This window comes from Dactylosporangium sp. NBC_01737 (assembly GCF_035963215.1).
Lineage (GTDB): Bacteria > Actinomycetota > Actinomycetes > Mycobacteriales > Micromonosporaceae > Dactylosporangium.
This window is the reverse complement of the sequence record NZ_CP109153.1, coordinates 1,123,043-1,135,757: the sequence shown is the minus strand read 5'-3', so window position 1 is coordinate 1,135,757 and position 12,715 is coordinate 1,123,043. Positions and strand designations below refer to the sequence as shown.

Here is a 12,715-nt window from a genome sequence, read left to right as displayed (position 1 = left end):
GGTAGCCGCTTTTCTAGGCCAAAGCGGGCATTACCGCATTTGGCGCCTCGGCCTCGATGAGGTCGGCCACCCGATCGAGGCAGGTGCCGCAGCCGGTGCCGGCCCCGCACTCGTCGCCCACGGCGTCCTCGCTGTGCGCACCGGCGCGGATGACCCGCCGGATCTCGCACTCCCGTACCCGGGCGCAGATGCAGACATACACGATTGTGCTCCTCGCTTAGCCTTACCTAAGCAAGGGTCGCCTAAGTTGACCGCGAAGACAAGCCCTGAGCAGCTATTTCACTGTTCTGGATGTGACGCTTGCCGCAGACAAATGCCGTGGGCGACGCAGGCCGGCAGCTTTCAGGCGCGCCACGATCTCCTTGCCGGTCACGCGGGTCGCACCCAGCCAGATGGCTCGCCGAGCGACTTCCGCGGGCACGTCGTAATGATCCCGCTCGAACCCGCGCCGGGGCACACCCAGCAACTCCGCGAACACGTGCAGCTCCGTCACCGAGGCATCACTGATCAGATGGGCCCAGAGCCGGCCGTGCGCCGGCCACCGCGGCGTGTCGATGTAGAGCACGCCTATTAGCCTGCCAAATATGGATCTCATCCACGAGCTTCGCGCCGCAGTGCCCCACGAGGGCGGTGTGCTCACCGACCCGGACCTCCTGCGATCGTATGAGCACGACGAAGCCGATCTGTGCGCGTACGGCACCCCGCAGGTCGTCGTCCGTCCCCGGACCACCGGCCAGGTCTCCGCCGTCCTCCGCGCCGCGAGCCGCCACCGCGTCCCCGTCATCCCGCAGGGCGCCCGCTCCGGCCTCGCCGGCGGCGCCAACGCCATCGACGGCGCCATCGTGCTGTCCCTGGTCGCCATGAACGAGATCATCGACATCGACGCCGCCAACCGCGTCGCCGTCGTCCAGCCCGGCGTCGTCAACGCCCAGCTGCGCCGCGCCGTGGCCAAGAAGGACCTCTACTACCCGCCCGACCCCGGCTCCTGGGAGCAGTCCACCATCGGCGGCAACGTCTCCACCGACGCCGGCGGCATGTGCTGCGTCAAATACGGCGTCACCAGCGACCACGTCATCGGCCTGGAGGTCGTCCTCGCCAGCGGCGAGGTCCTCAACTGCGGCCGCCGCACCGCGAAGGGCGTCGCCGGCTACGACCTGACCAGCCTCTTCGTCGGCTCCGAAGGCACCCTCGGCGTCATCACCGAGATCACGGTCAAGCTGCGCCCCGCGCCGGCCGCCTCACTCACCCTCGTCGCCGTCTTCGACACACTCCCCGCGGCCGGCGCCGCCGTCGAGTCGATCATCACCGCCGGCATGCAGCCGAGCATGCTCGAGGTCATCGACCGCGTCACCCTCAGCGCCATCGAGGCGTTCCGCCCCATGGGCCTGCCCACGGACGCCGCAGCCCTGCTCATCGCCGCCGTCGACTCCGGCACCAGAGCGCCGGACGACCTCGCCGCGATCGCCGCACTCTGCCGGCAGGCCCAGGCCACCGACATCCACGCCGCCACCGACGCCACCGAGGCCGAGGCCCTGCTCGCCGCCCGCCGCCTCGCCCACCCCGCGATGGAGCAGTTCGCCGCGCAGCTCTTCCCCAACGGCGGCGGCATCATGGTCGACGACGTCGCCGTGCCCCGCACCCGCCTGGTCGACCTCATCGAAGGCATCGAAGGCATCGCCTCCACCCACGGCGTGGTCGTGGCCACCGTCGGCCACGCCGGCGACGGCAACCTCCACCCGATCATCGTCATCGACCGCGCCGACCCCACCAGCCTCGCCCGCGGCCAGAAGGTCTTCGACGCCATCATGTCCCTCGGCCTCTCCCTCGGCGGCACCTCCACCGGCGAACACGGCGTCGGCCTGCTCAAGCGCGACTGGCTGGCCCGCGAGATCGGCCCCACGGGCCTGAAGGCCCACCGCTCCATCAAGGCCGCCCTGGACCCCGACAACATCCTCAACCCCGGCAAGATCTTCTAGCCGCCGCCTCGAACCGGTCGCCCGCACCCGCCCGCCGCAGGCGAAGTCCATCTCCCCGGCGCACCTGTGGTGGCGGTGGGCGGCGTCACCGTCGGTCGGCCCGCTACGCCTCCGTGTTGCGGTCGATCCAGGCGGCGGCTTCGACCACGCGGGCGCCGCGGACGGCGGACCGGTCGCCCTTGGCGACCTGACGGGCGGTCTCCTCGGCGCGGTCGCGGGTCTCCTCGTAGAACACGGGGCCTGTCCACAGGCTGCCGCCGGGGCTGCCACCTGCCAGCAGCGGGGTCACGTCGCCCTGCTCGTCGGCGCGCCAGCCGATCACGAGGCGGACCGGCTCCTCCGTGAGCTGGAACCGGGCAGGGTTTTCCACCTTCTCGATCGTCACGGCGTACAGCGGATACGGCTGAGGGTGGAAGCTGGCGGTCATCCGGGGTGCCTCTCGGTGAAGGCGCGCCTGGCGGCAGGCGTGCCCGAAATGGATCAGGGCCGGTCCTCCGTGTGGAAGACCGGCCCTGGACGCTGTCGGGGTAGCCGGATTTGAACCGACGGCCTCTTCGTCCCGAACGAAGCGCGCTACCAAGCTGCGCTATACCCCGAGCGTGCCGGGTAATCGTAGCCCACGCCCGGCAGCGCTCCAACTCGGTATCCCCTGTGGCGTCAGAGGGACTTGAGGAAGGTGCTCACGGTCGACTCGTAGGCGTCCGGGTCGAGGTTCCAGCTGCGGCAGTGACCGGCCTCGCGGGTCTCGACGAGCTGGACGGACGGGGAGGCCGCGGCCAGGGCGACGGCCGGCTGCGGGGCGACGGTGCGGTCGTCGTGGTCGACGTACAGCAGGGTCGGCACGTCGAGGGGCACGTCGCGGTAGTCGAGGTCGCCGGCGCGCACGCCGAGGCGGTGCTGGATCAGCTTGAGGGCGGTCCAGGTCCACAGCGGCGGGACGTTGAGCTGGCGGGCGTTCATCCGCAGGGTGGCGGTCCAGTCGACGACGGGGCAGTCCAGGACGATGCCGCACACGAAACCGCCGTGCTCCCACGAGCGCAGGAGGTTGAGGATGGCGGCGCCGCCCATGGACCAGCCGTACAGGACGACCTGGCGGGCGCCGGCGGCCCGGGCGTAGTCGATCGCGGACAGCACGTCGCGCCACTCGGTGTGGCCGAGGTGGAAGCGGGCGTCGGGGCTGGGGAACGCCTCGGGGTCGTTGCGATAGGTGACGACGAGGGTGTTGTGCCCTGACGCGGCGAGGGTGGGCAGGATGCGCAGGGCCTCACCACGCGGCGCACCCCGGCCGTGGACCGCGATGATCCAGGTGTCGTCGGCGGGGCCGCCGGTCGGCGGGACCAGCCATGCGGGGCAGTCGCCGAGCTCGGCCGGGACGAGCACCTCCTCGAAGGGCAGGCCCCGTGCCGACAAAGGGTCGCCTTCATAGACATAGCCGGTGGTGTACCCCTTGAGCCCGCTCGTCAGGGTGCCGCGGGTGAGTGTGGTGATCTCGCGGGTCACGCTGGTGCGGTCCATGGCGATGACGGGGCCGAGCACGGCGTGGCCCGAGGACCAGACGAAGGCGAGCGGCATCGAGCGGGCCGTGTCGGGGGTGCGGGTCAGGGTGACCCGGTTGCCCGCGTATGCGCGGACCCGGACCGGGTAGGCCCGCACGGCGTTGACGTTGAGGACCTGTCCGGCGAGGAACCAGCCGGCGCCGGCCGTGCCGGTCGGCAGCAGCACGGCGAGCCCGGCGGCGCCCGCCACGCCCGCATACGCGGCCCTGCGCGGCCACTTGCTGGCGGCAACCGGTGCCAGGGCGGCAGGAGCAGGCGCGGCGGTCATCGCGGCACGAGGGTCAGGATCGACGCCTCCGGCGGGCAGGCGAACCGGACCGGCGCGGTCGGGTGCGTGCCGAGGCCGGCGGAGACATGCAGGTAGGCCGAGGAGAACGGCCAGCGGTGCAGCCCCTTCGCCATGCGCCGGTCGAGGCCGCAGTTGGTGACGAGCGCCCCGAAGAACGGCACCGCGACCTGGCCGCCGTGGGTGTGACCGGCCAGCAGCAGGTCGAAGCCGTCGTCGGCCATACGGTCCAGGATCCGCGGCTCGGGGGAGTGGGTGAGGCCGATGCGCACGTCGACGTCGGGTGAGGCGGGGCCGGCGACGCTGTCGTAGTCGTCGCGGCCGACGTGCGGGTCGTCGACGCCGACCAGCTCGACGGTGCGGCCGCCCGCCTTGACCGTGGTGCGGGCGTTGTTGAGGTCGGCCCAGCCGGAGCCGGTGAGCACGTCGCGCAGCTCCTCGGTGGGCAGCACGGCGCCCTGCACGTAGGGCTTGTCACGGTTGAAATACCCGAACGGGTTCTTCAGCACCGGACCGCGGTAGTCGTTGCTGCCGAACACGAAGGCACCGGGCCGGTCCAGCAGCGGCGTCAGCGCCCGCACGACCGCCGGCGCGGCGTCGACGTGGGCCATGTTGTCGCCGGTGACGATGACCAGGTCCGGGTCGGTGCCGGCGAGCTCCGCGATCCAGCGCTGCTTGCGGTGCTGGCCCGGGGTGAGGTGGAAGTCGCTCAGGTGCAGGATCCGCAGCGGCTCGGCGTCCGGGCCGAGCACCGGCACGTCGAATCTGCGCAGGGTGAACATGTTGCGCTCGACGAGCGACGCGTAGGCAAAAGTGGCGGCACCGGCCGCGGCGGTCCCGACGACGAGCCGCCGGACAGTCTTCGAGCGCATCAGCAAAGCGTACCGGTGGTTTTACAACAGAATTTGGCCGAGCCACCCGCGGATAGACTTTGCTCATGTTGAAGGAGCGTCTGGAGTCCGACTTGCGCGAGGCGATGAAGGCCCGCGACGAGTTGGTGACCTCGACCCTGCGGATGGCGATCACCGCGGTGCGCAACGCCGAGGTCGCCGGCAAGGCCGCCCGCGAGCTGTCCGACGAGGAGATCCTCTCGGTGCTCACCAAGGAGGCGAAGAAGCGCCGCGAGGCCGCCGAGGCCTTCGCCGGTGCCGGGCGTGAGGCCCAGGCGGCGAAGGAGCGGGCCGAGGAGGAGGTGCTCACCGGTTACCTGCCGGCCCAGCTCTCCGAGGACGAGCTCGCCGGCATCGTCCGCGACGCGCTCGCCGCGGCGGGGCTGAGCGGGATGGCGAGCATGGGGCAGGCGATGAAGGCCGCCCAGGCCGCGGTCGCCGGCCGTGCCGAGGGCGGCCGGGTGGCCGCTCTGGTCCGCGCCCAGCTCGCGAAGGGCTAAGGCGTTTGGTAAGTGGATGCCGGGCTGCGGCGGACCCAACGCCTCGCCCAGGCTGGTCCGGCGCGCTGCGCCGGACCGGCCCAGCCCAGGCGCTGGAGCCACGCCGGTCACACCCGGATACAACACCGGTGTCCCGGCGCGCCCGGCGCGGCCCCAGCCGACGCCTGGGCCTCGCCTCGCACCGACCCCACTGACCAAACACGCCTTAGCCCGACAGCACGACGGCGGCCGCCCCGGATGTCCGGGACGGCCGCCGTTTCGTTGTGTGCCGTGCGGGTCAGCAGACCCAGGGCAGCGGGCACCCCGTGTCGTCGCGGACGCCGTCGCCGGTCCCGGGGTCGGTGCCGAGGTACGGCGGGGCAGGCGCGCCCGGACCCTTGCTGATGATCAGCGAGACCGGACCGCCCTTCACCGTGGCACCGCCCGGCTCGGTCCGCGCGACCGTGCCCGCCGGGCAGGTCGAGGCGATCTGCGCGGGGGAGACCGTCACGGTGAACCCGGCGCGGGTGATCCGGCTCTTGGCCTGGTCGACCGGCGCGCACTTGACCGACGGGATCTCGACCAGCTTGCCCATCGACTTGTCCTTGGTGGGCGCGACGAACGGGACCACCGGCTTACCGGCCAGGCCGTCCTTGAGCGTGCCAAGGGTGGCGTAGTTGATCTGCGGGTGCTTCATGTCCTTGTTCGTCTCGGGCCAGTCGGGGTCGGTGAGGAAGCCGCCGACCGCGAGCTGCTTCGTCATGGCGACGAACGTGGCGCTCTTCTCCGAGTCGGTGGTGCCGGACTTGCCGGCGAGCGGGCGGCCGACGTACTTGCGGGCGTACCCCGCGGTCGCGCCGCCGCACTTGCCGGTCGCGGACTGGTCACCGACCGGGCAGCGGGCCATGTCGACGGCCGCGCGTGCGACCTCCTTGTCGACGACCTGCTTGCACTTCGGGTCGAGCCCGTCGACCTTCTTGCCGTTGTTGTCACGGACCTCGAGGATCGGGGTCGGGTCGCAGTACAGGCCGTCCGCGGCGAGCGTGCCGTAGGCGTTGGCCAGCTGCAACGGCGTGGTGGCGCTGACGCCGAGGGTGAAGGCGCCCCAGCCCTTCGGGTTGGCGGCGTACTTGGCGTCCTCGGCGGCGTTGAACTGGATGCCCAGCCGCTTCGCCACGTCGACGACCTTGTCGGCGCCGACCTGCTGCTCCAGCGGCACGAAGAATGTGTTGATGGAGCTGCCGAAGGCGGTCCACATGTTGTACGGGCCGGACTGGCCACCGGCGTTCTTCGGGCAGTACCAGGGGCCGTTGCAGGACGCCGGGCTGCCCGGTTCGACCCTGAACGTCGACTGGAACTGCTTTTCGGTGTTGATCGTCGTGGCGAGGGGCAGGCCCGCCTCCAGCGCCGCCACCGCGGTGAACATCTTGAACGTCGACCCTGCCTGGTAGCCGGGGATGTCCTTGTCACCGGTGATGATCGGCACCGTGGTGTTGGGGTAGTTGCCTTTCTGCCCCCGCTTGTCGGGGTTGGTGTTCCCCCCGTTGTGGGAGTTGTCGTTGCTGAACACGCGGTTCGTCGCGATCGCGGTGACCCGCCCGGTGCCCGGTTCGACCGCGGCAAGCATCACCGCGTTCTGGTTGCCGATCCGGATCTTCTCGTTCTTGCCGACGTTCGGCTGGTCCTGCGCGTACTTGGCCGCCGCGGTCTGCGTGGCGACGTCGAGCGAGGAGATGACCGTGTAGCCGCCGGCGCGGAGCCGGTTGGCGCGCTGGTACTGGTCCTCGCCGAAGATCTTCTGGTCCATCCACCAGCGGCGCAGGTAGTCGCAGTAGAAGCCGGCGCCCAGCTCCGGCTTCTGCACCGACTCGCAGCCCTCGGGCGTGCGCTTGCCGATGATGTTGAGCTTCACGGCGGCGGCCTCGTCGGCCTGCTGCTGGGAGATGTACTTCATCGCGACCATCTGGTTCAGCACGTACTTCTGCCGCTCCAGGGCGCGGGGCAGGCCGTCGGTGGTCGCCGGGTCGCTCGTGCCGGGCGCCTTCACCAGGCCGGCGATGAGCGCCGCCTCGGGCAGCGTCAGGTCCTTCGGGTCCTTCTCGAAGTAGACGTGCGACGCGGCGAAGATGCCGTAGGCGCCGTGACCGTACGCGGCGATGTTGAGATACCGCTCCAGGATCTGGTCCTTGTTGAGCTTCTTCTCCAGGTCGATCGCGTACTTCATCTCGCGCAGCTTGCGTGTCGGCGTCTTGTCCGTGGCGTCCACGACGTCCTGCGGCGTCTTCGCCGAGTAGGAGATCGCCTGACGCACGTATTGCATCGTCAGCGTCGAGGCGCCCTGCTCCGTCTGGCCGCCGGCGTTCTGGTTGGCCACGAACGCGCGGGCCACACCCTTCACGTCGACACCACGGTGCTCGTAGAAGCGGTTGTCCTCCGCGGCGACGATCGCCTTGCGCATGACGTCCGCGACGTCGGTCAGCGGGACGTCTCGCCGGTTCTCGTCGTACATCATCGCCAGCAGGGTCTTGCCGTCGGATGCGTAGACATAACTGATCTGCGGCGACGGAAGCACGTCGATGTCCGTCGGCAGGTTTTCGAACGTGTCGGCGCCGGCCTTTGCGGCGAGGCCCGACATTGCGACCGCGGGGAATGCGGCCGCAGCGACCACCAAGCCCGCGAGCAGCCCACACAGCAGGAGCGATGCTGCATTGGGCAGCAGGCCGTGTTCGCGTTTGCGCATCCAGGTCACTTCCTCAGACTACGTGACGACGTCATGAGGCCGCGTCCAGATGCTGGCGTCCTCGTTGTCCTAGACGCGTGACACCGGGCGTGAGGTTGACCCGTAGCCGAGTCTGATACACGGATCACGGGAGTGCAGGCATTTTGGGCAAATCACACCCGGTCGTGACGCTGTGGTACCACGCTCCACCCTTTGGTGGATCGCCAAAGTGGCGGTTAACCTGGTGCAACAACGTTGCGTAACTGGACGACTACAGAGCATGATGTTCCGGAAAGCTCCTCTCGGGGTTCCCGTGGCCGGGGACCCTGCCGTCGCGCCGGGTAGCCCGGCGAACAGCATCCAAATGCCATGGGGGGACGTGGTTTGGGTGCTATTCGCTGGGGCAAGCACGGCGGATGGACCCGGGGGGAGTCCAAGGGGGGAAGAGGAAATATGAGCATGGTCGTCGACTGGCCCAGCATCGCCGCGTGTCGCAATGGCGACCCGGACGCTCTGTTCGTCCAGGGTGCCGAGCAGAACGTGGCGAAGCGAATCTGCCGGAGCTGCCCCGTGCGGTACGAATGCCTGGCGGACGCCCTCGACAACCGGATCGAGTTCGGAGTCTGGGGCGGCATGACCGAGCGCGAGCGCCGTGCGTTGCTGCGCCGTCACCCGCAGGTGCCCAGCTGGCGCAAGATGTTCGAAGCCGCCATGGATCGTAACGAGAAGGACGCGCCCAAGGAGCTCGTTCCGACCGGCTGAGGCACCGGTCGGGCAGGTCCGCTAGAAGGTGCTTCCGATTGCGCGCAGCCCGTCGAGGTCATGGACGTCGGCGGGCTGCGCCGGGATCTTCACGACCGGCACACCGGGATGGGCGCGCAGGAACCGGCCGGAGACTGCCGCCTGCCGGTCCCGCTGGTCGGCGAGCTCGGCATGGACCCGCAGCACCTCCGCCGTCGCCTGATGACCACCCAGCTCGTCGAGCCGGTCCGCGGCGGCCCGGGCCTCGCCGGCCGGCAGGTCCGCGGGCACCGACACGACCCTGTTGAGCACCAGCCCCGCCAGCGGCATCCGGTCGGCGGCGAGCCGCCCGGCGAAGTAGACCGCCTCGCGGACCGCGTCCGGCTCGGGGGCCGCCACCACCAGGAACGCCGTCTCCGGCGCCTGCAGCACCCGGTAGGTCTGCTCGGCGCGCTCCCGGAACCCGCCGAACATCGAGTCCAGGGCGCCGACGAAACCCGACAGGTCGGTCAGCAGCTGCGCCCCGAGGATCTTCGTGACGGTCCGGCTGAACAGGCCGAACGAGGCAGACACGAGGTTGAACACGCTGCGCCCCCCGGCCCGGGCCGGAGCCAGCAGCAGCCGCAGCATCTTGCCGTCGAGGAACCGCGACAGCCGGGCCGGCGCGTCCAGGAAGTCCAGCGCGGAGCGCGACGGCGGCGTGTCAACCACGATCAGGTCCCACTCCTCGCGGGCCCGCAGCTGGCCGAGCTTCTCCATCGCCATGTATTCCTGCGTGCCGGAGAACGTCGAGCTCATGGCCTGGTAGAAGGGGTTGGTGAAGATCTCCTCGGCCCGCTTCGGGTCGGTGTGCTCCAGCACGACCTCGTCGAAGGTCCGCTTCATGTCCAGCATCATGGCCTGGAGCTCGGCGGAGTCCGGCTGCAGGCCCTTGACCAGCCGTGGCGTGTTGTCCAGTTCGGTCAGGCCCAGCGCCTGCGCGAGTCGGCGGGCCGGGTCGATGGTGAGCACCACCGTGCGCCGGCCGTGCCGCTCGGCGGCACGCACCGCGAGCGCCGCCGCGGTCGTGGTCTTGCCGACGCCACCGGAGCCGCAGCAGACGACGATGCGGATCGCCGGGTCGGCGAGGATCGCGTCGACGTCGAGCTTGGGAGTCCCCACCTAGCGAGCGTATCCGTTCGGTGCTCGCTCAAGCCGAGGTGAGCAACAGATCACCGAGCGACTCCAGCGCCTGCGGGGTGACGCCGCCCGGCAGCACCGGCAGCTCCACCACCGGCCTGCCGAGACCCTGCAGGTCGGCCCGCAGGGACGCCTCGGCGGCGATCCTGGTCTGGTATGCCTTCGCCTCGCCGGCCAGGCCCGCGAGGGTCTCCTTGTCGGCGGTGAGCCCGGCCGCGGTCAGGCCGCGGCGCAGGTCCGCCTGGGTCACCTTCGCGCCGGCCAGCACGGGCGGCCGGGTCGCGTTGACGATCACCGTGCCGATCGGGATGCCCAGTCTGGTGAGCTCTTCGATCGCGTCGGCGGTCTCCTGGACCGGCATCTCCTCCAGGAGGGTGACCACGTGCACCGCGGTCATCGGCGAGCGCAGGATCGCCGCCACGCCCTCGCTCTGGGTCTTGATCGGGCCGACCTTCGCCAGGCGCGCCGTCTCCGCGGTGACGTTGAGAAACCGGCCGATGCGGCCGGTCGGCGGCGCGTCGAGCACGACCGCGTCGTAGACCCGGCGGCCGTCGGTGGTGCGCGTCACCGCCTCCTTGATCTTGCCGGTCAGCAGGACGTCGCGCAGTCCCGGCGCGACCGTCGTGGCGAAGTCGACGGCGCCGACCTTGCGCAGCGCCCGGCCCGCCACGCCGAGCCGGTAGAACATCTCCAGGTATTCCAGGAGCGCCTCTTCGGCGTCGACGGCCAGCGCGCGGACCTCGCCGCCGCCGCTCGCCGCCGCGATCCGCAGCTCCTGATACGGCAGCGGGTCGCGGTCGAAGAGCTGCGCGATGCCCTGCCGCGCCTCGACCTCGATCAGCAGCGTGCGCCTGCCGTCCCGGGCGAGCGCCAGGGCGAGCGCACCGGCGACCGTGGTCTTGCCGGTGCCGCCCTTGCCGGTGACGACATGAAGACGGGCGGGCCAGCCCAGGCTTCCCACCCGGCCGCCCCGCCCGTCCTGAGACTCGCGCGTTGTCACCCCTCGACGCTACAGGGCGCCGTCCATGACTACGCGGCAGTGATCTCGCACACCCACCAGCCGTTGTCGTTCGTCGCGAGGAACTTGTACTTCGTCTCCGCGACCTTCTCGTCACTCGTGGCGACCTTGATCGGGACCAGCAGCGTCGCCGAGGAGGTGTCCTGCTTCTCCACCGTCGGCGCCGGCCACGTGTAGGTCGGGCTGCTCAGGCCGGCGTCATACTTGCGGATCTCGTCGACCCGCGCCGCCAGCTTCTCCTTGTTGCGCGAGGACGCGCACACGTACTTGAGCGCCTCGGTGGTGTTCTTGTCCTTGTAGACGGCCTTGAGGAAGCCGTTGACCGCCTCGAGCGCGGTCGGCTGGCCCTTGCCCTGGTTGCCCTGGGTGATGAAATACGCCGCCGCGCCGCCGCCACCGCACAGGACGAGGACGACCGCCAGGACGATCAGCGTGATCATCAGGCCGCGCTTCTTGGGCGGCTGCGGCTGCTGATAGCCGGGCTGGTAGCCACCCGCATACGGGTCGGCCGGGAAGCCGCTGGTCGGCTGGCCGGGGAACCCGCTGGTGGGCTGGCCCGGGAATCCGCTGGTGGGCTGCCCCGGGAACCCGCTGGTCGGCTGCTGCATCGGCCCGGTCGGGAACTGCCCGGTCGGCTGCGGCCCGGTCGGGAACGCGCCCGTCGGCGGATACTGCTGCGGCTGCTGCGGGTAGCCCTGCTGCGGATACTGCGAGGGGTCCGGCTGCCCGTACTGCGGCTGCTGCCCATACTGCGTCGGGTCGGGCTGCTGCGGATACTGCGCCTGCGGGAACGGCGGCTGGATCGGCACCGCATACGGCTGGCCGGACGTCGGAGGACCGGACGTCGGCGGCGCCGAGGTGGGCGGTGCGAACGGGTCCTGCACGGCCGGCGCCGGCGGCCAGCCCTGCCCCGGAGGTGCCTGCGGTGGTTGTCCCGGCACGGCGTAGGGGTCACCTGGCTGGCCCTGGTACTCGGGCTGCCCTGGGTACTGGGGCGGTTGTGTCATGTCTCCACCTCGTGTGCGACGGCCGGGTCCGCCGGCGGTCCGGCTCCCGGGACCCGTGCGGCGCGGCCCTTAGGGTAGCCGCCGCATGCATCCATTGGGGGACCCGATTCGGTCGGTGCGCAACAGGCGACCGATAGTCTCGCATCATGCAGAAATGGGAGTACCTGACCGCACCCCTGCTGGTCCACAACACGAAGCTGATCCTCGACAACTTCGGCGACGACGGCTGGGAGCTGGTGGCGATCGTGCCCGGCCTCAACCCGGAGAACCTGGTCGCCTACTTCAAGCGGCCGAAGGCCGGCTGACATGGGTAGTGAGGTGTTCGCCCGGCTGGACGAGCTCGGGCTGACGATCCCGCCGGTGGTGCCGCCGGTCGCCGCCTACGTGCCGGCCCTGCGGACCGGTAACTACGTCTACGTCTCGGGCCAGCTGCCGATGATCGACGGCAAGCTCCCCGCCGCCGGCCTGGTCGGCGAGGACGTGACCCCCGAGCAGGCCAAGGACCTCGCCCGCCAGGCCGGGCTCAATGCCCTCGGGGCCGTGCACGCCCTGGTCGGCCTCGACAAGGTCGTCCAGGTGGTCAAGATCGTCGGGTTCGTCGCGTCGGCGCCGGGCTTCACCGGCCAGCCGGCCGTCGTCAACGGCGCCAGCGAGCTGTTCGGCGAGGTTTTCGGCGAGGCGGGCAGGCACGCCCGCAGCGCGGTCGGCGTCTCCGCCCTGCCGCTGAACACCCCGGTCGAGGTCGAGGCGATTTTCGAGGTCGGCTGAAGGCAGGCTGCGGCGACAGCCACGAAGCGGGTCGTTACGCGGGTCCGGTAGCCGGTCGGGTGACGTGTCGAGTGAACCGGCCCGCCGTACGATCTC

14 protein-coding genes and 1 tRNA gene are annotated in these 12,715 nt (G+C 70.6%); 5 read left to right on the top strand and 10 right to left on the bottom strand.

The annotated features are described in order from the left end of the window. Positions 1 to 13: 13 nt before the first annotated feature. Together OHA72_RS05150 and OHA72_RS05145 are read right to left on the bottom strand one after the other, a co-directional pair. On the bottom strand, positions 14 to 202 hold the full coding sequence (locus OHA72_RS05150) for a (2Fe-2S)-binding protein (RefSeq protein WP_327006691.1): 189 nt from the start codon (positions 200 to 202) through the stop codon (positions 14 to 16). 72 nt (positions 203 to 274) lie between these two features. Further along, positions 275 to 565 (bottom strand): DUF4031 domain-containing protein, encoded by a 291-nt coding sequence (locus tag OHA72_RS05145; protein WP_327006690.1) that lies wholly within the window; start codon positions 563 to 565, stop codon positions 275 to 277. A 19-nt stretch (positions 566 to 584) separates the two neighbouring features. Between OHA72_RS05145 and OHA72_RS05140 the strand changes: the two genes are divergently transcribed. Continuing rightward, entirely contained in the window at positions 585 to 1,976 is a 1,392-nt protein-coding gene (locus OHA72_RS05140) for an FAD-binding oxidoreductase (protein ID WP_327006689.1), read from the top strand. Between the two features lie 103 nt (positions 1,977 to 2,079). On the opposite strand, the gene OHA72_RS05135 is transcribed toward OHA72_RS05140, so the two are convergent. From OHA72_RS05135 to OHA72_RS05120, 4 genes are all read right to left on the bottom strand, one after another. Continuing rightward, positions 2,080 to 2,403, bottom strand: coding sequence for a hypothetical protein (locus OHA72_RS05135; protein ID WP_327006688.1), 324 nt, complete (start codon positions 2,401 to 2,403; stop codon positions 2,080 to 2,082). Between the two features lie 95 nt (positions 2,404 to 2,498). Next, a tRNA-Pro gene (locus OHA72_RS05130) sits at positions 2,499 to 2,572 on the bottom strand. Between the two features lie 61 nt (positions 2,573 to 2,633). Continuing rightward, a complete protein-coding gene (locus tag OHA72_RS05125; protein WP_327006687.1) occupies positions 2,634 to 3,800 on the bottom strand; it encodes an alpha/beta hydrolase family protein in 1,167 nt (388 codons plus the stop codon). Further along, the gene (locus tag OHA72_RS05120) at positions 3,797 to 4,690 is read right to left on the bottom strand and encodes a metallophosphoesterase (protein ID WP_327006686.1); all 894 of its coding nucleotides are present in this window, start codon (positions 4,688 to 4,690) and stop codon (positions 3,797 to 3,799) included. Before OHA72_RS05120 ends, OHA72_RS05125 begins: the two co-directional genes overlap by 4 nt. 65 nt (positions 4,691 to 4,755) lie before the next feature. On the opposite strand from OHA72_RS05120, the gene OHA72_RS05115 reads away from it, so the two are divergent. Next, positions 4,756 to 5,208 carry a GatB/YqeY domain-containing protein gene (locus OHA72_RS05115; RefSeq protein WP_442788520.1) on the top strand — a complete coding sequence of 151 codons (453 nt, stop codon included), beginning with the start codon at positions 4,756 to 4,758 and terminating at the stop codon, positions 5,206 to 5,208. A gap of 277 nt (positions 5,209 to 5,485) precedes the next feature. Here OHA72_RS05115 and OHA72_RS05110 read toward each other — a convergent pair whose 3' ends face one another. Beyond that, complete coding sequence (locus OHA72_RS05110) at positions 5,486 to 7,927, bottom strand: transglycosylase domain-containing protein (protein WP_327006684.1); 2,442 nt, start codon at positions 7,925 to 7,927, stop codon at positions 5,486 to 5,488. A 432-nt stretch (positions 7,928 to 8,359) separates the two neighbouring features. Between OHA72_RS05110 and OHA72_RS05105 the strand changes: the two genes are divergently transcribed. Continuing rightward, positions 8,360 to 8,668, top strand: coding sequence for a WhiB family transcriptional regulator (locus tag OHA72_RS05105; RefSeq protein WP_033363547.1), 309 nt, complete (start codon positions 8,360 to 8,362; stop codon positions 8,666 to 8,668). A gap of 21 nt (positions 8,669 to 8,689) precedes the next feature. On the opposite strand, the gene OHA72_RS05100 is transcribed toward OHA72_RS05105, so the two are convergent. The 3 genes from OHA72_RS05100 to OHA72_RS05090 all read right to left on the bottom strand — a co-directional run bounded on the left by OHA72_RS05100 (position 8,690) and on the right by OHA72_RS05090 (position 11,851). Then, entirely contained in the window at positions 8,690 to 9,808 is a 1,119-nt protein-coding gene (locus tag OHA72_RS05100) for an ArsA family ATPase (protein WP_327006683.1), read from the bottom strand. Between the two features lie 28 nt (positions 9,809 to 9,836). After that, positions 9,837 to 10,787 (bottom strand): ATPase BagA, encoded by a 951-nt coding sequence (locus tag OHA72_RS05095; RefSeq protein WP_327011470.1) that lies wholly within the window; start codon positions 10,785 to 10,787, stop codon positions 9,837 to 9,839. Between the two features lie 68 nt (positions 10,788 to 10,855). Beyond that, on the bottom strand, positions 10,856 to 11,851 hold the full coding sequence (locus OHA72_RS05090) for an Rv0361 family membrane protein (protein WP_327006682.1): 996 nt from the start codon (positions 11,849 to 11,851) through the stop codon (positions 10,856 to 10,858). Between the two features lie 146 nt (positions 11,852 to 11,997). Here OHA72_RS05090 and OHA72_RS05085 point away from each other — a divergent pair, with 146 nt between their 5' ends. Together OHA72_RS05085 and OHA72_RS05080 are read left to right on the top strand one after the other, a co-directional pair. Next, positions 11,998 to 12,156: a Sp36 family protein gene (locus tag OHA72_RS05085; protein WP_203848715.1), complete on the top strand. Its 159-nt coding sequence runs from the start codon at positions 11,998 to 12,000 to the stop codon at positions 12,154 to 12,156. A 1-nt stretch (position 12,157) separates the two neighbouring features. Beyond that, positions 12,158 to 12,619, top strand: coding sequence for a RidA family protein (locus tag OHA72_RS05080; protein ID WP_327006681.1), 462 nt, complete (start codon positions 12,158 to 12,160; stop codon positions 12,617 to 12,619). Positions 12,620 to 12,715 lie beyond the last annotated feature (96 nt).